General features: G+C 37.6%; 20 protein-coding genes and 1 pseudogene. 12 read left to right on the forward strand and 9 right to left on the reverse strand.

Annotated features, from left to right (window positions below; all coding sequences use genetic code 11):
- Positions 1–2 precede the first annotated feature (2 nt).
- The 4 genes and pseudogenes from ACFJIZ_RS06310 to hemF form a co-directional block, all read right to left on the reverse strand.
- Positions 3–1,571, reverse strand: coding sequence for a hypothetical protein (locus ACFJIZ_RS06310; RefSeq protein WP_379093926.1), 1,569 nt, complete (start codon positions 1,569–1,571; stop codon positions 3–5).
- A gap of 15 nt (positions 1,572–1,586) precedes the next feature.
- Positions 1,587–2,883 (reverse strand): annotated as a pseudogene (locus tag ACFJIZ_RS06315) (DNA polymerase III subunit alpha); the annotation flags it as partial.
- Between the two features lie 210 nt (positions 2,884–3,093).
- The gene (gene dinB / locus ACFJIZ_RS06320; protein ID WP_379091646.1) at positions 3,094–4,275 is read right to left on the reverse strand and encodes a DNA polymerase IV; all 1,182 of its coding nucleotides are present in this window, start codon (positions 4,273–4,275) and stop codon (positions 3,094–3,096) included.
- Positions 4,276–4,406: 131 nt separating this feature from the next.
- Positions 4,407–5,303, reverse strand: coding sequence for an oxygen-dependent coproporphyrinogen oxidase (gene hemF / locus ACFJIZ_RS06325; RefSeq protein WP_379091647.1), 897 nt, complete (start codon positions 5,301–5,303; stop codon positions 4,407–4,409).
- A 198-nt stretch (positions 5,304–5,501) separates the two neighbouring features.
- Between hemF and ACFJIZ_RS06330 the strand changes: the two genes are divergently transcribed.
- Positions 5,502–5,747 carry a hypothetical protein gene (locus ACFJIZ_RS06330; protein WP_379091648.1) on the forward strand — a complete coding sequence of 82 codons (246 nt, stop codon included), beginning with the start codon at positions 5,502–5,504 and terminating at the stop codon, positions 5,745–5,747.
- Between the two features lie 89 nt (positions 5,748–5,836).
- On the opposite strand, the gene ACFJIZ_RS06335 is transcribed toward ACFJIZ_RS06330, so the two are convergent.
- From ACFJIZ_RS06335 to ACFJIZ_RS06350, 4 genes are all read right to left on the reverse strand, one after another.
- Positions 5,837–6,286 (reverse strand): hypothetical protein, encoded by a 450-nt coding sequence (locus ACFJIZ_RS06335; protein WP_379091649.1) that lies wholly within the window; start codon positions 6,284–6,286, stop codon positions 5,837–5,839.
- A complete protein-coding gene (locus tag ACFJIZ_RS06340; RefSeq protein WP_379091650.1) occupies positions 6,259–7,056 on the reverse strand; it encodes an MFS transporter in 798 nt (265 codons plus the stop codon). The genes ACFJIZ_RS06335 and ACFJIZ_RS06340 overlap by 28 nt, the downstream gene beginning before the upstream one ends.
- A gap of 440 nt (positions 7,057–7,496) precedes the next feature.
- Entirely contained in the window at positions 7,497–8,669 is a 1,173-nt protein-coding gene (locus ACFJIZ_RS06345; RefSeq protein ID WP_379091651.1) for a redoxin family protein, read from the reverse strand.
- An 11-nt stretch (positions 8,670–8,680) separates the two neighbouring features.
- Positions 8,681–9,865, reverse strand: coding sequence for a TIGR03435 family protein (locus ACFJIZ_RS06350; protein ID WP_379091652.1), 1,185 nt, complete (start codon positions 9,863–9,865; stop codon positions 8,681–8,683).
- 123 nt (positions 9,866–9,988) lie between these two features.
- Here ACFJIZ_RS06350 and ACFJIZ_RS06355 point away from each other — a divergent pair, with 123 nt between their 5' ends.
- The 3 genes from ACFJIZ_RS06355 to ACFJIZ_RS06365 all read left to right on the forward strand — a co-directional run bounded on the left by ACFJIZ_RS06355 (position 9,989) and on the right by ACFJIZ_RS06365 (position 12,145).
- A complete protein-coding gene (locus tag ACFJIZ_RS06355) occupies positions 9,989–11,473 on the forward strand; it encodes a sensor histidine kinase (protein ID WP_379091653.1) in 1,485 nt (494 codons plus the stop codon).
- Entirely contained in the window at positions 11,460–11,732 is a 273-nt protein-coding gene (locus ACFJIZ_RS06360) for a response regulator (protein WP_379091654.1), read from the forward strand. The genes ACFJIZ_RS06355 and ACFJIZ_RS06360 overlap by 14 nt, the downstream gene beginning before the upstream one ends.
- An 83-nt stretch (positions 11,733–11,815) precedes the next feature.
- Positions 11,816–12,145: a DNA-binding response regulator gene (locus tag ACFJIZ_RS06365; RefSeq protein ID WP_379091655.1), complete on the forward strand. Its 330-nt coding sequence runs from the start codon at positions 11,816–11,818 to the stop codon at positions 12,143–12,145.
- A 93-nt stretch (positions 12,146–12,238) separates the two neighbouring features.
- On the opposite strand, the gene ACFJIZ_RS06370 is transcribed toward ACFJIZ_RS06365, so the two are convergent.
- Positions 12,239–12,565: a phosphoribosylpyrophosphate synthetase gene (locus tag ACFJIZ_RS06370; RefSeq protein WP_379091656.1), complete on the reverse strand. Its 327-nt coding sequence runs from the start codon at positions 12,563–12,565 to the stop codon at positions 12,239–12,241.
- An 88-nt stretch (positions 12,566–12,653) separates the two neighbouring features.
- Here ACFJIZ_RS06370 and ACFJIZ_RS06375 point away from each other — a divergent pair, with 88 nt between their 5' ends.
- The 8 genes from ACFJIZ_RS06375 to ACFJIZ_RS06410 all read left to right on the forward strand — a co-directional run bounded on the left by ACFJIZ_RS06375 (position 12,654) and on the right by ACFJIZ_RS06410 (position 19,485).
- Positions 12,654–13,139: a PaaI family thioesterase gene (locus ACFJIZ_RS06375; protein WP_379091657.1), complete on the forward strand. Its 486-nt coding sequence runs from the start codon at positions 12,654–12,656 to the stop codon at positions 13,137–13,139.
- Positions 13,140–13,151: 12 nt separating this feature from the next.
- A complete protein-coding gene (locus tag ACFJIZ_RS06380) occupies positions 13,152–13,784 on the forward strand; it encodes a helix-turn-helix domain-containing protein (RefSeq protein WP_379091658.1) in 633 nt (210 codons plus the stop codon).
- 52 nt (positions 13,785–13,836) lie between these two features.
- A complete protein-coding gene (locus ACFJIZ_RS06385) occupies positions 13,837–14,427 on the forward strand; it encodes an MATE family efflux transporter (protein WP_379091659.1) in 591 nt (196 codons plus the stop codon).
- Positions 14,399–15,202 carry an MATE family efflux transporter gene (locus ACFJIZ_RS06390; RefSeq protein WP_379093929.1) on the forward strand — a complete coding sequence of 268 codons (804 nt, stop codon included), beginning with the start codon at positions 14,399–14,401 and terminating at the stop codon, positions 15,200–15,202. Before ACFJIZ_RS06385 ends, ACFJIZ_RS06390 begins: the two co-directional genes overlap by 29 nt.
- Positions 15,203–15,385: 183 nt before the next feature.
- Entirely contained in the window at positions 15,386–16,747 is a 1,362-nt protein-coding gene (locus ACFJIZ_RS06395; RefSeq protein ID WP_379091660.1) for a carboxypeptidase-like regulatory domain-containing protein, read from the forward strand.
- A 20-nt stretch (positions 16,748–16,767) separates the two neighbouring features.
- A complete protein-coding gene (locus tag ACFJIZ_RS06400) occupies positions 16,768–18,159 on the forward strand; it encodes a TonB-dependent receptor domain-containing protein (protein ID WP_379093932.1) in 1,392 nt (463 codons plus the stop codon).
- 10 nt (positions 18,160–18,169) lie between these two features.
- Complete coding sequence (locus ACFJIZ_RS06405; RefSeq protein WP_379091661.1) at positions 18,170–18,979, forward strand: hypothetical protein; 810 nt, start codon at positions 18,170–18,172, stop codon at positions 18,977–18,979.
- 8 nt (positions 18,980–18,987) lie between these two features.
- A complete protein-coding gene (locus tag ACFJIZ_RS06410; protein ID WP_379091662.1) occupies positions 18,988–19,485 on the forward strand; it encodes a DUF4876 domain-containing protein in 498 nt (165 codons plus the stop codon).
- Positions 19,486–19,503: the final 18 nt, after the last annotated feature.

Below are 19,503 nucleotides of genomic sequence, written 5' to 3' on the forward strand. Positions count from 1 at the left end.
GCTTACAAAAGACAGTAGTCTTTTTGGTCAGTTTTCAATACGGGATTATCCATGATCGGTAATTTGGCAAATTTGAGCACCTCTACACTGGGTACACTAAAATCCATAACTACCTTGCCTAAGATCAGGTAACAGCCCTTACCCCTAAAAGGATAAACTGGCGAGCTGTTTGGGAAATGGGTGGTATCGAAAAAATTCCCTTCACAATCGATAAAGGTGCCAAACCACATCTTTGTATTTTTGATGGTATAAACCGTTTTATCGCATACAAAATTGCCTAACATCTTTACAATTTTACCTTCATGTTTATCTAGTTCATTGGCTAAAACATCCCCACGGTAATCGGTTTTAAGCAGGTCGAACATACTCAAACTCAGCGGAAAGCCCAAAAGCTCCAGCTCTTGGTAGGCATCTTCGATTAAATGGTTTTCTAAAATGGGCAATACATAGGTTTTGCTTGGCAGATGGAACAGTTCTTGCCCCATAACCGGTTTGGTGGTATTGCCGAGGTAATTATGCACTTCCCATAACAGTTCCTTTTTGCTTTTACCCGTAAAACGCAAAGCACCAATTCTAATCAAGATAAGTGATTGTTCTAAAGAAAGATAGGTCCTTTTGATTAAATCTTCTAGATCGATATATTTTCCATGTTGCCTTCGCTCTTGCGGAATGATTTCGATCAGTTTATGTTCCAATCCTTGGATTCCTATCAAGCCTAGGTAAGCTTCATTGCCGTTGATGTTGACCACGCTATCGCTATGGTTTACGCAAGGCAGATGTACCTTTGCTCCTGTTTGCTGTAAGGCATGCACATACACCCAACGTTGGTAAAAGCCTCCATAATTGTTGAGTACGGCCACCATAAACTCTTTGGGATAATACGTTTTGAGGTATAAACTTTGGTAGCTTTCTACGGCAAAACTGGCCGAATGGGCCTTGGAGAAGCTAAAACCAGCAAAGCTAAACACCTGTCGCCATACCTCCTTGGTTACTTCTTCGTCTCGCCCCTCTGCTTTTGCCGATGTAAAAAAACGTTTGGACAATTTCTCAAATTCAGTGTCCTTGGTACGGTATTTACCACTCATGCCTCGTCTTAAAATATCGGCATCTGCCAAATCTAGACCTGCGTAATGACAACAGATTTTAATTACATCTTCTTGGTAGACCATAATTCCAAAGGTTTCTTCCAATTGTTCTTTCATTACCTTATCCAAATACTTCACCCCCTCCGGGTTATGGTAACTTTGGATATACATTTTCATCATCCCAGAACTGGCTACACCGGGCCTGATGATAGAACTGGCAGCTACCAAGGTTTTGTAATCTTCGCACTGCAGTTTCTTTAACAGTTGCCGCATGGCTGGAGATTCGATGTAAAAGCAGCCAATTGGCGTACCAGCCCGTAATTGCGCATTGAGCTTTGGGTCGGTTTTAAAAGCATTAAAGTTATGGATGTCTATTGTGTTTCCTTTGTTCTTCTGGATCAATTGTACAGCTTCTCTGATGTGCCCAATACCTCTTTGACTTAAGATATCATACTTGTCCAACCCAATCTCTTCTGCTTCGTACATATCCCATTGTACGGTCGGAAATCCTTTTGGTGGCAGATCCAAGGCTGTATAATAAGTTAAAGGCTCTTCTCCTATCAAAATCCCCCCTGCATGTATCGAGCGTTGGTTGGGCATATCATCCATTAAACTATTGATGTGCATGATCTTGATGAAAGTTGGATTAGTGAGGTTCTGTTTTTCTTTTGTAGGATACTGTAAAATCGTCGATCTCGCTTTTTGGCAATCCCATTACCTTTCCAATCTCTCTGATGATCGCTCGGTTCTTAAAACTGCTCATGGTGCCCAATAAGGCGGTATTTGGATACTTCTTGAAAATATAGTTTTGGATGGATGGCCGTTCGTCCCAACTAAAGTCGATATCAAAATCTGGTGGAGAACTGCGTTTATGGTTTAAAAAACGTTCGAAATAAAGATCCAATGCAATGGGGTCTACATCGGTGATCTTGAGGCAATAGGCCACAATGCTATTGGCGCCAGAACCCCTGCCCACATGGTAATAACCCTTTTCTTCCATCGCATAACGAACCACATCCCAAGTAATAAGGAAATAGGCACAAAAGTTCAGTTCATCAATTACCTTCAGCTCTTTGTTAACCCTTTGTAAAGCAACTTGATGGTCAGGTCCATAACGATAGCTCAGTCCTTTCATGGCCAATTCGGTTAATAAAGCCAGGTCTTCTGCAGCACTCTCCTTAAAGTATTTTTTGTTCTTTTTGCCAAATACATAATCAGCTGTTGAGCAGGCATCTAATAGCTTTTGGGTATTGTCTAGGATAAAATCATAGGTACTAAACTTTTGCTTTAACTCCTCTTCATTGATAAACAACTCATCTGGTTGACAATGGTCTTTTTCGGTTAGCTTTCCTAATACCGTGTTTAAACCTATAGCTCTTAAGTATTTATGTAACCTGTGTTGTATTTTATCTTTAACTGTAACGGGATGAAATACAACCAACTTGTCTTTGATGGTCTGAAGTGGTTTGCCTGCAATCTTGTTCAGCTCGTTGACACGTATGCCGAGGTATTCGTTAGCCTTTAAAATCTTTTTTGTGCCATAGGGATAAATCACAAAAGCATGTTCAAAATGACAAGGTTCGGCTGGTAGCGGTAGTTCATTAAGGTTATGATGGGTCAAAAAATCGTTCAACTCTTTCATCCCTTCCTTATTTTTGGCAATACCGATATACAACAGTTGATGTTCTCTCCGAAATTCTATACCGATGATCGGTTTGATGTGGTAGGCAGGTTTAATATTCCCATCATTGTCTTCTTGATCAAAGCCTTCTTTGCGGCACAAGCGGATCAATTCCATACAACCTGTAGAATTGTTGATGTCTGTAAGTACCAATTGATGGATCTCTCTTTGCCCTTGCCTCAGCAATCAGGTCTTTGATCTTCATGGTACCATAGCGCAAGCTATAGTGTGAATGTACGTTTAAAAACATTGGCTTCTGCTTTAATCAGGCACACAAAAACACGGATAAAACCATTTAGATAAAAAACATAAACAACTATTTATTAATTATTTATATATACTTTTCTTTTCTTCTTTTGCCAGTAATACTGTAGCCAACCTTACCGCGTCTGCTCCATATCTATTGCGCATCTTATCCATACTTTGGTAAAGGTTATAGATTTTTTCTGAGGGACCATAGAGCGAAATCTGTTCATGTCCACTGACCAGATGTGATAGTTTCACACCAACCAATCGCAACAACATCCGTTTGATATATACCTTGTCAAAAAGCTCTTTGGCCTTGGCGATCAGGGTCGAATCGATAGAAGTATAAGGGATTTTGGCCTGCTGTGTAACCGTTTCAAAATTGGCATACCTGATGGTGACGGTAATACAAGCTGTTAGCTTTTGCTTCTGTCTCAGTTCAAAAGCCAGTTTGGTGATCATATCGGTTAAGATGATCTTCATACCGGCTACGTCCATACTGTCGCTATCAAAAGTGGTCTGTTTACCAATAGATTTCTGCTCACGATAAGGTACCACCGGAGAAAGGTCTATACCATTGGCTTTTTGCCAGATGCTGAGCCCATTTTGACCCAAGATCTTAAACATGAGGTCTTGAGGGATTTGGGTGAGTGTATGGATCTTTCTTACCCCCATCTCACTCAGTTTGATAAAAGTAGAATCGCCCAAACCAGGAATCTTTTTAATAGAAAGCGGATCTAAGAAAGGTTTCACCTCCAATTTTTCAATCTGTTTTTCTCCGTTTGGCTTATATTCATTGGTTACCATTTTGGATACGGTTTTATTGATGGATAGACCAAATGAAATCGGTAAGCCTATCTGCTGATGCACAGCCGACCGTAGTTCTTGGGCAAATTTCATGCAACCGAAAAAACGGTCCATACCCGTCATATCGATATAGTGTTCATCAATGCTTGCCTTCTCTAAAACCGGGACTCTTTCTTGCAATAGCTCTGTAATTTCATGCGATTTTTTGCTGTAATCTTCCATGCTACCTTTTACAAAAATTGCATGTGGGCAAAGCTGACGGGCCATACGGATAGGCATGGCCGAATGGACCCCATATTTACGTGCTTCGTAACTGCAAGAAGCTACTACGCCACGATCAGACAAACCGCCAATAATTACAGGTTGTCCTTTTAGACTGCTATTTTTGCTGATCTCTACAGACACAAAAAAAGCATCCTGGTCCATGTGAATGATATGTTTATCGCCGAAATCCATAATGATGACAGCAAATATAATACTAATTATTTTAGTATTTAGAAATTATTATTCAAAATAATAAACTAAATTAATTAGCAATTAAACATCAACATCCCTGGTTCGTGTGGACACGAACCAGGGATGGGGTATTAAACCCAATTAATGCCTTTTTTAAGTAAACTTAAGGTGTTTTCTTCTTCGCTATTGGCCAAAACTTGAGGATTATAGTTCCATTTGGCTGTAGGTGGCAAGCTCATCAAGATACTCTCAATTCTGCCATTGGTTTCTAGACCAAATTTGGTACCTGCATCATAAACGAGGTTAAATTCGGCATAACGGCTTCTACGAAGGTATTGCCATTCTTTTTCGTGTTCGGTATAAGATTGATTGCGGTTACGATCGATCAATTCGGTATAAACTGGCAAAAATGTATTGCCTACCGCTAAAGAAAAATCTAAAAGTTGGTCAAATTGCAGATTGGTATTTTCTGGTTTTAACCGATCGTAAAATATACCACCAACTCCCCTTGTTTCTTCACGGTGTTTGATGAAAAAGTAATCGTCGGCATGTGCCTTAAACTTTGGATAAAAAGACTGGTCGAAAAGATCACAAGTCTGTTTTAAACGGTGGTGAAAAAAACGCGCATCGGTTGGAATGATATAATGAGGTGTTAGATCAATCCCACCGCCAAACCAACGGGTCTGTTCGTCCATTTCAAAATACCTGATGTTCATGTGGATGATGGGCACAAAAGGATTTTCAGGATGCATTACGATAGAAACACCAGTTGCAAAAAAATCGTCGCTCTCTACATTAAAAGCTTTTTTAACAGCCTCTGGCAATTTACCATGTACAGCAGAGAAATTCACCCCTCCTTTTTCAATCACATTGCCTTGTTGCATCACTCTGGTTCGGCCACCACCTCCACCATCACGTTGCCAGATCTCTTCTTCAAAATTGGCTTTTCCATCTGCCTGAACCAAACCTTCACAAATACTATCTTGTATCTGCTGATACGCTGCCGCTACTTCGTCCCTAAACATCATCATTTAAATTAGAACCCAAAGTTAAGGCTAATCAAAGGTTTATGGTGAAGGAATAATTAGAATTACGTTTGTTTGACATATAACTTATTTTACTAATGAAAATTTTAGTAATATTTCAGTTACAAATAATATCTCCGAAAGTTATTTTATAGCTTTCACTAATTAATTAGTTGACTTTCAATATTTAAACCTAAAAAAATGAAAAAAGAAAATCTATTAAGCAAAAAAGAAATGAAAAAAATAACGGGTGGTGATCCAGACCCTAATGGTTTATGCTTCCCAGCATGGTATTGTATAGATGCATTAGGTGCATTAGTTCTGAAAAAGCCTGTTCCAGACTGCTCAACAGAAACTCTTTTTGGAGCTTGTTATATCTGGGACGAAATCAATGAAACGAGAACCGATGTTGATTTTAATCAATCTTATTGTGATTCTTGTAACTAATACTATCAAAACAAGCTGATAAACCACAAAACTGATTATATTTTAAATAAAAGGCTCGATTTTAAAATCGAGCCTTTTTATTTATCAATTTATACCTCAACATAATCTAAATCTTTATGAAAAGTTTCTTTCAGTTGGCTTAAAGCAACCAAAGCAATAATCAAACATACAAAACCAACAATCATGGCTCCTTGTAAAATGCCGTATTGTCCTTTTAGAAACTGGAATGAAAGTGTAACTGCCACCACAGAGCCACGTACAAAATTAGGTACCGTTGTGGTAACCGTAGCCCTGAGGTTGGTACCAAACTGCTCTGAGGCAATGGTAACAAATGTTGCCCAATAGCCAGAAGCAAAGCCCAAAAACAGACTTAACCATATAAATGTTTCAGGACTTAAACCTTTTGCATTCAAATAAACCAAAATCGCTACCGCAGTTAACAGCAAGAAAATCAGCATTACCTTTTTCCTAGATTTTAACATCTGACATAAAAATCCTGCTACAACATCGCCTACGGCAATACCGATGTAACAGTACATGATCCCTTACCTGCATTTAATATCCCTGTTGCATTGAGCGCTTTTCCGAACTCTGGAGAGAAAGTGATCAATACGCCCACTACAAACCAAAGTGGCAGACCGATTAAGATGCAGCATAGGTATTTTTTAAAACGCCCTGCATTGTTAAAAAGCATCCACATATTACCACGCTGAATGGTCGTTTCCTTTACTTCTTTAAACAATCCAGACTCTACTAAACCTACACGCAAAAACAATAACAAAAGCCCCATGCCCCCACCAATAAAATAACTGGTTTGCCAGGTATAATGCCCACCGATCAATGCGGCTGCAACGGCTCCAAACAGCCCTACTCCTGCTACAATCATGGTTCCATAACCTCTATTTTCCTTACCCATGCTTTCGGTAACCAATGTAATGCCGGCACCTAGCTCGCCTGCCAAACCTACACCTGCAATAAAACGGATAATGGTATAAGCAGTTACCGAACTCACAAAGCCATTGGCAATATTGGCCAAGGAGTAAACAATGATTGAACCGAACAATACGCTTAATCTTCCTTTTTTATCGCCCAAAATTCCCCATAAAATTCCGCCCAATAACATCCCGAACATCTGGCTGTTGATAATGGTGGCACCAACGCTTAACATGTCGGCATCTGGTACGCCCAGATCTTGAAGGCTTTTGATTCTCACTACAGAAAAAAGAATAAGGTCGTAGATATCAACAAAGTAGCCCAATGCCGCTACAATAATTATAAGCGTAACATTTCGCTTGTTAGAGGGGTTCATATAGTTTGTTTAATTTGGAGCCTTTAAACTACAATAAAAATATTATAGAATCAAAAAAGCCCTATCAATAAATGACAGGGCTTAAAACTAACTAACTATCTATGAACTTGTATTTTATTTTGGCATGGGTACAACATCAATAACATGTTGGTGTAATGCTATTTACGAGATAAATTCACTGATAGTTTTTAGATTCTGAAAAAAAATTGCTCAATGAGCTATCTTTAAATATGCTCAGACAACGATTATCTTCTTATTCATATTTGTCATTCTGAACGTTGTGAGTAATCTTTTGGCATAAGTTAAATTAATGTTTCTTATTCTACTTAAAGGTTATTCTTAACCACATAGGTACATAGCACACACAGGAAAAAAACATCCTCCTGTAGAATCGAGGAAACAAAAAGGTCGAGATTGCAAATCCCGACCAACTATAACTTCTATTTGTACAACACCAAAAATTCGACCTGTCTTTTGGCTTTTTCTAAACTCAGGCCCATGCTGTTCAATACTTTTGGTAAACTAGTCGGATCTTCTGGTTGAAAAGAGAATTTGATATCCAGCTTTTCTTTGTTACCCGTCTCATCAACGATCAATGATTTATAGGTACCAAAAGTTTCTAAAAAATCGGCAAAATCGAACATATCTATGCTTTGCTGGTCAATCTCCCCATGTCTCGAATAATAAGTTCGTTTGCCAGATTTGTTTCTCGGAATGGCATTGAATTTATCCATATCTGCAATTTTAAGCACATAGACTTCCTTTTCCTGTTTTTCTGTTTTGGCCTGCATATCAAATCGCTTGAGCAATTCTGCCTTTAAGGTTGGGATGAGGTCTTTTGGATCTTTTACAATAATGTCTAAACAATAGATCTTATTTTTATCCTGTCCAACCTTGTTGATTGTTCTTTGGTACCGAAAATCGCCAAAAGCTTTACTATACATCCCACTCAAAGTGGCATTTACAAAAGTAAGCCTTCTGCCTGCAAAAGCAGGTTGATCTAAAAAGGGAATCATCATGCCTGAGCCACCCTTAATCTCGGACTGTACCATCAACCTGTTTTGCACCGTATCGGCAGCATAAAAATACTCCTTGATATAATCTGTTGTAGGATTATCTTTCTTTTCTGCCAGATGTACCTCCTGTTTGGCCAGTAAGCTATCTATCACTTTCTCTGTAATGTTTTCTGGGGCTGTAGCAGCGATCAGCTTGCCATCTGTACCAATCAATACGCTATGTGGAATGAGTGAATAAGGGAAATGCTTTTGTAATGTATAACCCGTATCAACAGCGAACCAAAGATTAGATGGTCTGGCTTTTAAAAACTGTTTGGTCCGTGTAACGCTTTCGCTGGTTACGGTAATCACCTGTAACTTATCTTTGTATTTGGTTTGCAGCTGCTGCAGATGTGGCATTGCTATGATGCAACCACCACACCAGGTTGCCCAAAATTCAATCCATACCAATTTTCCTTTCAATTGGTTAAGTTCTATTCTTTTAACAGGGGCATTTAAAATAGTTTCCAGCTTAAAATCGGGCACTTGTTCTTTGTTCTTTACTTGTGCAAAGGCACAATTTGCCAGCAATAGGCAAACCAAGGTTATTCTTTTCATGTAGGTTTCGATTATTTATATAAAATGAGCATGTCTATTTTTCGTTCTGCCTTTTCTAATTTCAGGCCGATATCGCTTAAAGCTTTTGTTAAGCTGGCTGGGTTTTCTGGTTGATAAACCAATTGGATGTTAAATTTGGTATTGATTCCTGTTTCATCCACAACTGGAAGATTCACAATCCCAAAACTTTCTAAATAGTTGGCTATATCAGCAAAAATAACCCCTTCTCCAGAAAATGTACCAGAGCCTCCACCATAACCACCCTTGTCCATACTTTTATTCACCGCAATTCGATCCATTTTGGCCTGATCTTCAACTTTTAACACATATACAGTTTTAGGAAACTGTTCTATCTTGGCCTGCAGTTCGAATCTTTTTAACAACTCACTTTTCAAAGTTGGCAATAGCGCTTCTGGAGTTTGGGTAATGATATCTAAACAAAACCTTTCTTCTCCATTTTTTTCGGCATTAACACTGCTGTCAATTACCCTACCATAAGCATAATCACCATAAGCAATGCGGTACATATGCTGTAGTGATAAATTAATGAATGTCAAGCGCCTATTGACAAATGCAGGAACATCTCTAAATTGTCGCGACATGCTAGGTCCACCTTTGATTTCTGGTTGGATCAATAATCTCGACTTTACGGTATCAGCTGCAAAAAAGTACTCCTTTACAAAATCTGCGCTCATGTTATCAGCCTTCACCTTGAGATTTACTTTTTCCTTTTTGATCAGTTTTGCCATCACTTCTGCGGTTACTTCTTCAGAATTCGTGTTGGCAATCAATCTGCCTTCGGCGTCTATCAACACTACATGAGGGATAGTGCGATGCGGGAATAGGCCATTCAATGTTTCACCTTTATCTATCGCAAACCATAAATTTGATGGCCTTACCTTTAAAAAGAGCGCTACCCTTTTAACTGTTTCATCACTCACTGTGATCACCTGTAATTGGTTCTTAAATTTTTGCTGCAACTCTTGCAGATGTGGCATCGCTGCTACACAGGGTGAACACCAAGTGGCCCAAAAATCAATCAATACCACCTTGCCTTTCAATTGACTTAGTTTAACATTTTTTACAGATGAGTTCAAGATGGTCTTAAACTCGATATCCGGTACTTGTTCTCCATTTTTAACTTGTGCAAGGGCACAATTCCAAGTTAAAAAGGCAATTAGAATTATCTTTTTCATATGTTGGTTATTTTCAACAAAAATGGGGCAAAGTGTAGCCTACAAAAGTTAACTGCAGTTAAAGCTGAGTTAATTAGTGTTAACACCACTTGAATTCTCAGCAATGCACACTATGTTTGTACCATGCAGAAAAAGATAGTTTATGTTTTGGTTTTGATGACCTGTTGTGTTTTGGGCATAACCGGCCTACAACTTTACTGGAACTATCGAAACTATCAAACTACTGTACGTAATTATAAAACAGAGGTAAATAATGCCTTAGATCAAGCCGTAAATAAAGAAAGGTTGTTGAGACAAGGAGAAATCGTTTCCAAGGTAAAACATTGGTTAGCCGACACTTCATTTATCAATATAGAATGTAACATCAACAATAGAGACAGCAATACCGTTTTCACCATACAAGATGTCCATCCTCGCTTCTTGGAAGATACTGCTAGAAAAGTTAAGTTTTTTCAAGTCGGACTGTCCAAGTTTAAACAGAAGCTCAGAAAAATAACACCTGCTGCCAAAACCATTTTTATTGATCATTTTGCAGAGAATATGCTGAAGCGAGATTTAGAGGATGGCTCCATCTATTATTATACACAAGGTTTGGGCGATAGCATTAGCAAAGCATTTGAAGAAAGTAGACTAAACATCCATAACCTGACCATCTTGTATAAAAAGGAACTTCAGGAAAGGACAATCTATTCCGAATTTCAATTGAACCCCACAAATGTTCCACTGACTGGATATTTTCAAACTACAAAAATAAATACATCCTTGAGAAGACCTTTTGAGATACAATTGGTTTGGGCAAGATTGGAAAACCCCAATAATTACTATCTAAAGGAAATGAAATGGCTCATCATCACTTCATTACTATTGATTGGAATTACCTTATTCTGCTTCTATTATACCATCAAGACTTTGTTTAACCAAAACAAACTGGTGGCACTTAAAGACCAGTTCATCAGCAACATGACACATGAACTGCATACCCCTTTAGCGTCGATACAGATCACCACCGAAGCCTTGCAAAAATTCACACCAGATGCTGCTACGCAAGCCAACTATTTAGACATTATCCTCTACCAAACCAAAAAACTAACAGAACTGACCAAAGAAATCTTAACCAATGCGAAGTTAGAGGCCCTAGGTTTTACCAAAGATGAGCAAATAGATCTAGATGAGTTGGTCTTAGTTGCAATAACCGACCTAAAATTAGACGATAACATCAGCATCAAATATATGCCGAGCAATGAAAAGCACATCATCATTGGTAACAAGATGCATCTATCGCATGCCATTGGCAACATTATAGAGAATGCAGCAAAATACAACACAAATCCACAGCCTGTAATTGAGATCAATATCAACAAAAACCGAAAAGAAATGGAAATCAGCATCGCTGATAATGGCCCTGGTATAGCCGATGAGTTTAAGCAGAAGATATTTGACCAGTTTTACCGCATCTCAACTGGCAATGTGCATGATATCAAAGGATATGGGCTGGGTTTAAGCTACGTTAAAAAAGTGATAGACCAACACCATGGTAGCATCAGCGTGATAGACAAATATCCAACTGGCAGTGTTTTTTTGATTAATTTACCAAATGATGCAAAATAGAAACCTGTTATTGGTAGAGGACGAGCCTTTTTTGGCCAAGGTGATCGAAGATAGCCTCAAGCAAAAGGGTTATACCGTTACCTATGCAACTGATGGTAAAAAAGGGTATAACCTCTTTCTCAATGGTACTTTCAATTTACTGATCTTAGATGTGATGTTGCCACATACCGATGGATTTACATTGGCCAAACGGGTCAGAAAAGTAAATGAAGTTATTCCAATCCTTTTTTTAACTGCAAAGACAGCAACCGAGTACTAATTGAAGGGTATAAAAGTGGTGGAAACGATTACCTCAAAAAACCATTTAGCCTAGATGAGCTTTTCCTGCGAGTGGAAGAGCTCTTGAAAAGGACCCAGCAGCAAGAAATACCTAATTTAAGCGATATCAATATTGGCAATTATAACTTTAGCCATCATAAACAAGAATTGGTATTTAAGCAAGAAGTAATCAAACTTTCTAACAGAGAAAGCGAACTGTTGTTATTGTTGTACAAGAACAAAAACAACCTAACGGATAGAAAAATTGCCCTACTTTCCCTTTGGGGCGATGATAGCTTTTTCAACACCCGTACCATGGATGTTTTTATTACCAGACTACGCAAACACCTTAAAAAAGACGAACGGATAGAAATCTTAAACGTACGCGGAATGGGTTATAAATTGATCTGTTAAAGTTATCTTGATTGTTAATGCAAAACGCCTATGTGTGCTATGTACCTATGTGGTCAGATTTAATTACCCAAATCTCGACATTGACCTACCACACTAACTATCCAAATGCATCTTTAGTTTATCCAATAATTCTGGTGCTATATTTTCGGCATAAACACCATAAGCATCAATCAAAACGCCTTTTAGGTTACCAACCTGCGATGAAATGGCATAGATCACCGCACTATCTGCAGGGTCTGTCATCCCCTCAAAACGATAGAATTCATCAATCTCAAACTCCTCTGGCATCAACTGAAGGTCTAGAGATTTACATTCAATGTAATCTTGGGCCAAATTAAAATCATATTCATAACCTCTTTGCTCCAAATCGGTTACTGCAGCGCTTAATGTATCGTAGATATGCATAAAGCAATTTACCATTTTTTAGTTAGAAATTAAATATTTATTGTGTGTAAAATCAACTCCCAAAACTTTTAAACCTCAATTGTATTTCTGATATTTAACCATCATGATAGTTTCCGAGAAAACCCTTAAATGGGCGATGTGTCTTTATCCACCTTTATTATTTCAGCGCATATGGGTCAAAAAATTCCATTCTGGTTTTTTAGGGGTTGATGTAAAGATTAGCAATAGCTTTTTGAACCGGAACTATAACGGCTCCATTTTTGGTGGAACCATTTATGCGGCTACTGACCCTTTTTATGCGATCTTATTTGACCAATTGATGCAACGGCGGGGATTTAAAGTAAGAGTTTGGTTAAAAAGTGCATCTATTCAGTACCTCAAACCAGGTTTAACCAATTTATACTTTACCTTAAAGATCACTGATGAGATGATCGCAGAGGCTGAACATTCGCTAAAGGATACTGGCAAATTTGTAAAGTCTTATCCAATGGAGCTATTTAACAAACAAGGAGAATTGTGTGCTACCGTAATGAACGAAGTTTATCTACGCACCAAATTCCCTGGAGAAAAACAACGAGTTGCGATTTAATGAATCTAGGCTATGAACATCAAAAGACTAATTCTAGAAGGCGAAAATGTAAGCTTGGATTTTAAAAAGACCATTAGCAGCAGCGAAAAGATTGCCAAAACCTTGGTGGCATTTGCCAATAACCGAGGAGGTAAATTGTTGATCGGCGTAGCTGATGATGGCCACATCAAAGGCGTGAAATCTGAAGATGAAGAAAAATACATGATCACAAAGGCCGCCCATGTTTATTGCAAACCTGCAATAGAGCCTAAATTTGAAGAAGTTTACATTGATGATAAAGTGGTTTTAGTAGTAGATATCCCAAAAAGCGATACTAAACCTCACTATGCCATGGACGAAAATAAAAAATGGTGGGCCTATTTTAGGGTTAAGGACAAAAGTATATTGGCCAGTAAGATCATTGTAGATGTATTGAAAGAAAGCAATAACGAAACTGGGCAATTGATCTCTTACTCCGACCAAGAAAAAAAACTGCTGACCTATTTAGAAGAACATGGCCGGATCACTTTAAAAGAATACAGCAAGCTCACCAAAAGTGCTTATAAAAAGGCACAGAAAGTGATTGTCAGTTTGATACTTACCGGTGTAATTTTACCACACCTATCAGAAAAAGAAGAGTATTTTACGGCTGCTGAAGTAAAATAAATTCTTCATTATCCTAAGTTTTGCGGTATAAATACGCGATTTTTGCTACCTTATGTTACAGCGCCTATACACAAAATATAAACCGTATTATAAAGAAAATCTAATCCTGGCCGGACCAATTGTGGTTTCGCAGATTGGCCATATGGCCGTTCATATTGCCGATAGCATCATTGTCGGACAGTTTGCTGGTACCGCACAATTGGCGGCAGTTTCCTTGGTTAACAGCCTTTTTATGTTGACACTGGTATTGGGCATGGGTATCTCTTATGGCCTGACCCCTTTGATTGCTCAAGAAAATGGTAGAAAAAATTATGATGAGTGTGGCAAACTGCTGTCCAATAGTTTGATCATCAATATCATTACGGGTGCCTTTCTTTATGCCGTATTACATTTTGGAACCTTGTCTGTAATCGACCACTTAGGTCAATCTCCAGAAGTAGTGGCTTATGCCAAACCTTATTTAGGGCTATTGGCATTTTCTATTGTTCCGCTGATCATCTTCCAAACCTTTAAACAGTTTGCCGAAGGTTTAGGCTTTACCATGCAGGCCATGTTGATTCTTTATTTTTGGCAATATCCTAAACATCATCTTAGGTATCATTTTGGTGAAAGGTATGTTTGGCATTACGCCAATGGGTGTTAAAGGTGTTGGGATCAGCACATTGGTAGACCGAAGTCTGATGGCTTTGGTGATGTTCATCTATGTAATGCGCTCTAAAAACTTCAAGATTTATCTCCAAAAATTCAAGATCAATGCCATAGACAAGGTAAGAAGCATGCAAATCTTCAAGATTGGTGCTCCAGTTGCCATGCAATATATTTTCGAGATCAGTGCATTTAGTGGTGCTGCCATCTTGATAGGTACCATTGGTGCTGCACCTCAAGCCGCACATCAGATTGCCATTACCTTGGCAGCACTTACCTATATGGTGGCCAATGGTATTGCTTCATCAGCTACTATCAAAACAGGTAATTATTTAGGTCAAAGGAATTTTACCGACCTGCGTCGCTCTGCCATTGCCAGTTACCACGTGGTTTTGGCCTTTATGACCTGTACAGCACTCCTCTTTGTTTTTGCCAGCTCATTGCTACCCTATATCTATACCGATGACCTAAAAGTAGTTACCATTGCTGCGCAACTGTTGATCATTGCAGGTTTTTTCCAATTGTTTGATGGCACCCAAGTGGTTGGTCTAGGTGTTTTAAGAGGTATTGGTGATGTAAACATGCCCACCTTTATCACTTTTCTATCTTATTGGGTAATCGGAATTCCTTTGGGTTATTTCTTGGGGATCTATTTGGGCATGGGTGTAAAAGGAATTTGGTATGGTCTAACTTTTGGACTGTTAACAGCTTCTATCCTATTGTTTTTCAGGTTTCAACATCGAACACGTTTACTGATCAATAAGAATAATTAGTTATTAAAGTGCAAATCCAAATGGTTGCTCTAGGTTGATCAGTATCTGGACAAGCCACAATTTAAATCATTCATATTAGATAAGTTACATTTAAAACACCGGAAATTAATTAGAATTAGTCTAAATAGCTTGCTTATATAGTGCAATTTTCACACCTTTGCGCCAAATTAGAATTAGTCTAAATTGAAACACGGATATATATTTCTTTTATTTTTAATTATTGGTTCAAGTCTTAAGGCTCAAACTATAATAACTGTTACCGGTAAAATCGTAAATACAGCTGGTCAGCCAATAGCTGGTGTAAATATCAAGACACTGGAAACAAATCAGTATACCATTACAAATGAGAAGGGTGATTTTAAATTAAATATCACTGCAAATACCCAGCTCAACATTGAGCTAACTTATCTAGGTTATCAAAAGCAAACAAAAGAAATTAAACCAAGTTTAAGTAATGTTAATTTTGGGAACATTATCCTAAAAGAGCTAAATCTTAGCTTAGAGGGAATTGAAATTAATGCAAAAAGGAATTATGAGGGCAGTTCAAACTCTTCATTAATCATAGGCAGAGATATCATAGAACAAATACCTGCCCTAAGTCTTAGTGATCTCTTAAATCAAATTCCAAATAAAAAAATTGTTGCACCTAGTTTACAAAATGTACAAAACCTCACATTAAGATCTGCTTTTTCAGCAGTTAGTAGTGGCAGAAATGTATATGAAATGAGCAATGCTTTTGGTGTTGCTATTATTTTAGATGGAAATGTAATCACCAACAACCTCAACATGCAGAGCTACAATCCAGGTATCTCAGGGTCATCTGCTGCGAGTACAAATATCAGAGGAAACAGTTCTGGGCTAAACGGTACTACAGGTACGAGTTATTCTGGGGACTTTGCATTTGGTGGATTAGACCTAAGACAAATCCCTGCAGATAATATTGAAAGTATAGAAGTAATTGCTGGCGTACCATCGGCAAAATATGGCGACTTATCTGAAGGTGCAGTAGTCGTTGAACGCCAGGCAGGAAAATCACCTGCTTTTATTAGAATGCAATTGAGAGACAATGCTACTTCCTACGGTTTTTCTAAAGGGTTTGGATTGGGTGAAAAGGCTGGAAATCTAAATATCGGTGTAAACTATGTAAGCTCTTTTGCAGATAACAGAGATAAAATAAAAGCTTATAAACGTTTAAATCTAAGCTCAATGTACACCAATTATTTTGGAGTTGAGAAAAGGTTAAAAAATACCTTCAGTTTTGATTATGGCAGAAATTTGGATGGAATAAAACGGGACAATGATGATATCGCCAGTAAAATGGCCAAATTCGACAGCTGGAATCTAAGCCTTGCCAATAGAACTTCTTATCGTATCGACAATAATTTCTTAAAGAATATTGGTTTAAATCTAAGGTATGCAACTGGTCACCAAGTTAGTTATACAGAGGCATTCATCAATGATCCTTATGTTTTAGTATCAGACGCTACTTCTACTGGCATACACGAGGATCATATGAAAAAGGCATCTATACTTCCCAATCTTTAATTGATGGTAGACCTTTAAACATTTCGGCAAGATTAGATTTCAATAGCGAATTTAAGATTGGTAACATCAATAATTTTCTAAGTTATGGGGCTAGCTATAGTTATGGAGCAAATAATGGTTTGGGACAAGTTTTAGATCCCAGTAGACCAAGGGTTTTATCCAAAGCTTCTAGTAATTCTTTAAGCAGTAACAGGTCGGAAAGGTATTATGATTTTTCTTTAGCCATTGCCCAAAAAGACTTCGGAATTTATGCCGAAAATATGTTTACAGCCAAGATTTTTGATAGAAACCTTAATGTAAGAACTGGGATAAGGTATGATCTACAGAACAGTTTACCCTCATTCTCGCCAAGGGCAAATATTAATTACGAATTAAGTAAAACCGTAAGGTTGGGTTTTGCCTACGGTATTTCATATAAATCGCCAGCATTGGGACAGCGTTACCCCGGCCCTACTTATTTCGAAATCCCTGTGGTAAATGCTTATAATGGAAAAGCTGCTGAAAGTATCTATTTAGTTTACGTAAATAAATACGAAAACAGTGCCATTGGTTTAAAATCTGCCAGTAGCCAAACATTTGAGTTTTCTTCACAAATAAAACTCAAAAAGTATAACCTTTCTTTTAATGCTTTTGCTAAAGATTATAGAAATGGAATTGGGAATACAAGGGTAGACCAAACTGTTATATTACCTACTTACAGTGCCGTATTTCAAACGGGCACTGGTAAACAGCCTATTTTAACCCAAAATGGAACAAGGACGGTTAGAACACCAGTCTATAAATTTGACAATAACCTATCTTCTAAAAGCCAGGGCTTTGATCTAATTTTCACTACACCAGAATATAAAGCAATTGCTACTTCGTTTAACATTAGTGGGGGCTTGTTCAGAAGTCAAAGCAAATCTGAAAACCTAAGCTATGTAAATTACGACGCGACAAATACCAATCCTAACTACGCCTACACTGGAATATACCGAGCGAATAATTCAGTTAATTATAGCAGTAACGGCAGAATAACCTCAAGTACTCACATTCCAAAAATAAGTCTCTTTGTGCAGTTTATTGCAGAATTTACTTTATTACAAAGGACAGTTCTAAAAGAATTTGCAGGTGTGCCAATAGCTTATTACACACAAGATGGAAGATATGTTGAAGTAACAAGTTTTGATCACAACGACGTAAATATTGGCCACTTATTGAAAACAAAAGAAGAGCTGAATATAGATAATGTTCCTAAGATCATTCCGAATTTTCATTTAAGCATTGGCAAAGAAATCAAGAAACGTTTTAAATTTTCATTTAACGTTTATAATGTCTTCAATTATCAACCTTACTATCTTAATTCTGGTCAACAATACGTTTACCCTAATCAATCTCCAACATTTGGCGCAGAAATATCTTTAAAACTTTAAATATCATTATATGAAACAATTAATTTACATATTACTAATTGGCTTACTATTTAGTGCTTGCAAAAAAGACAAAACATCTGACATACAACCTATAAATTTAGGTGTTAAAGTAGCTTATAATCTTGAAAGCAGCGGTTATGCCCTACCCTTAAAAGACATTATCGTAAAAATAAAAAACGTAAATACAGGTACTACACAATCGTTAAATACTGATGATAAAGGCACAATTAATTTTAACTCGATAGCTGCAGGAACTTACGACATTGATGCTACCATTAAAATTCCAGCGGCTACCTACACACAGCTTACTGGCATAGCGACCACAAGTGATATTACATTTAATGCTGCTGTTAAAAGTAAACAGATCATAGTAGGTTTTACTGGTGCTATTGAACTAAAATTGGTTTCTGGAACCGTAGGAGATTGGGTAATTAAGCAGATTTATTATGCAGGCTCTCACAGAACTAATGGAGCTTTATATAGAGATCAATTTATTGAATTCTACAACAACAGCGATAAAACATTATATGCAGACAGTCTTTATTTTGCAGAGATAACAGGTGTAATTACCTCGGGTGCTACTTATAATACATTGCCTTCTGGACAAATGGATTGGAACAAAGCTGTGAACATGCCTACAAATATTGATGCCAACAACGATTATGTTTACGCAAGAGCACTGTTAATGATTCCAGGTACCGGAAAACAATATCCTGTTTTACCAGGAAAAAGTATCGTTGTTGCTCAAACTGGATTAAATCATAAAGCCCCTTTTACAGGTACTGACGGAAAAACTGTTACCGTTCTGGATCTTCTTTAACTGTAGATTTGAGTACTGCCGATTTTGAAGCTTATTATGCTCCCTTTTTAACCAAACCATTATCTTCGGATGTAGATACACCAGTACCAAACTTAGAAGTTCTTTCTTATTTTGGAACAGATATGATTTTTGACAATCCTGGAAGATATTCTTACATCTTGCTAAAATCTGATGGCAAAATCAATGTAAAGAATCTACCCCAATATAATTATCCAACACTTGTTCCACCAAGCTCTACGGCTACAAAATATTATCAGATACCAAATAAGTTGATTCTAGATGCTGTAGAGATCCAAGCCAATTTACCAGAAGATAGAAATCCAAAAAAACTAAATCCAGCTTTTGATGCAGGTTTCACATTTGTACCCGCAGGATCATATACTTCTCAATCGGTAATTAGAAAAACTGAAAAAACTGTAGATGGTCGTATCGTTTTAAAAGACACCAACAACAGTACAGAAGATTTTACTTTCTTTAACATCGCAACCCCAAGAGGTTTTAAATAAAATTTGATGCAGTAGTTG

The sequence above is a fragment of the Pedobacter sp. UC225_65 genome (genome assembly GCF_042698365.1).
Taxonomy (GTDB): Bacteria; Bacteroidota; Bacteroidia; order Sphingobacteriales; family Sphingobacteriaceae; genus Pedobacter.

Excerpts from the sequence above, each read along its gene's own strand:
- ACFJIZ_RS06355 (WP_379091653.1), top strand. The coding sequence starts at position 9,989 with ATGCAGAAAAAGATAGTTTATGTTTTGGTTTTGATGACCTGTTGTGTT.
- ACFJIZ_RS06340 (WP_379091650.1), bottom strand. The coding sequence starts at position 7,056 with ATGAACCCCTCTAACAAGCGAAATGTTACGCTTATAATTATTGTAGCG.
- ACFJIZ_RS06310 (WP_379093926.1), bottom strand. The coding sequence starts at position 1,571 with ATGTACGAAGCAGAAGAGATTGGGTTGGACAAGTATGATATCTTAAGT.
- dinB (WP_379091646.1), bottom strand. The coding sequence starts at position 4,275 with ATGGATTTCGGCGATAAACATATCATTCACATGGACCAGGATGCTTTT.
- ACFJIZ_RS06345 (WP_379091651.1), bottom strand. The coding sequence starts at position 8,669 with ATGAAAAGAATAACCTTGGTTTGCCTATTGCTGGCAAATTGTGCCTTT.
- ACFJIZ_RS06385 (WP_379091659.1), top strand. The coding sequence starts at position 13,837 with ATGTTACAGCGCCTATACACAAAATATAAACCGTATTATAAAGAAAAT.
- ACFJIZ_RS06350 (WP_379091652.1), bottom strand. The coding sequence starts at position 9,865 with ATGAAAAAGATAATTCTAATTGCCTTTTTAACTTGGAATTGTGCCCTT.
- ACFJIZ_RS06370 (WP_379091656.1), bottom strand. The coding sequence starts at position 12,565 with ATGGTAAATTGCTTTATGCATATCTACGATACATTAAGCGCTGCAGTA.
- ACFJIZ_RS06390 (WP_379093929.1), top strand. The coding sequence starts at position 14,399 with ATGTTTGGCATTACGCCAATGGGTGTTAAAGGTGTTGGGATCAGCACA.
- ACFJIZ_RS06380 (WP_379091658.1), top strand. The coding sequence starts at position 13,152 with ATGAACATCAAAAGACTAATTCTAGAAGGCGAAAATGTAAGCTTGGAT.
- ACFJIZ_RS06360 (WP_379091654.1), top strand. The coding sequence starts at position 11,460 with ATGATGCAAAATAGAAACCTGTTATTGGTAGAGGACGAGCCTTTTTTG.
- ACFJIZ_RS06335 (WP_379091649.1), bottom strand. The coding sequence starts at position 6,286 with ATGTACTGTTACATCGGTATTGCCGTAGGCGATGTTGTAGCAGGATTT.
- ACFJIZ_RS06330 (WP_379091648.1), top strand. The coding sequence starts at position 5,502 with ATGAAAAAAGAAAATCTATTAAGCAAAAAAGAAATGAAAAAAATAACG.
- ACFJIZ_RS06405 (WP_379091661.1), top strand. The coding sequence starts at position 18,170 with ATGAAACAATTAATTTACATATTACTAATTGGCTTACTATTTAGTGCT.
- ACFJIZ_RS06375 (WP_379091657.1), top strand. The coding sequence starts at position 12,654 with ATGATAGTTTCCGAGAAAACCCTTAAATGGGCGATGTGTCTTTATCCA.
- hemF (WP_379091647.1), bottom strand. The coding sequence starts at position 5,303 with ATGATGTTTAGGGACGAAGTAGCGGCAGCGTATCAGCAGATACAAGAT.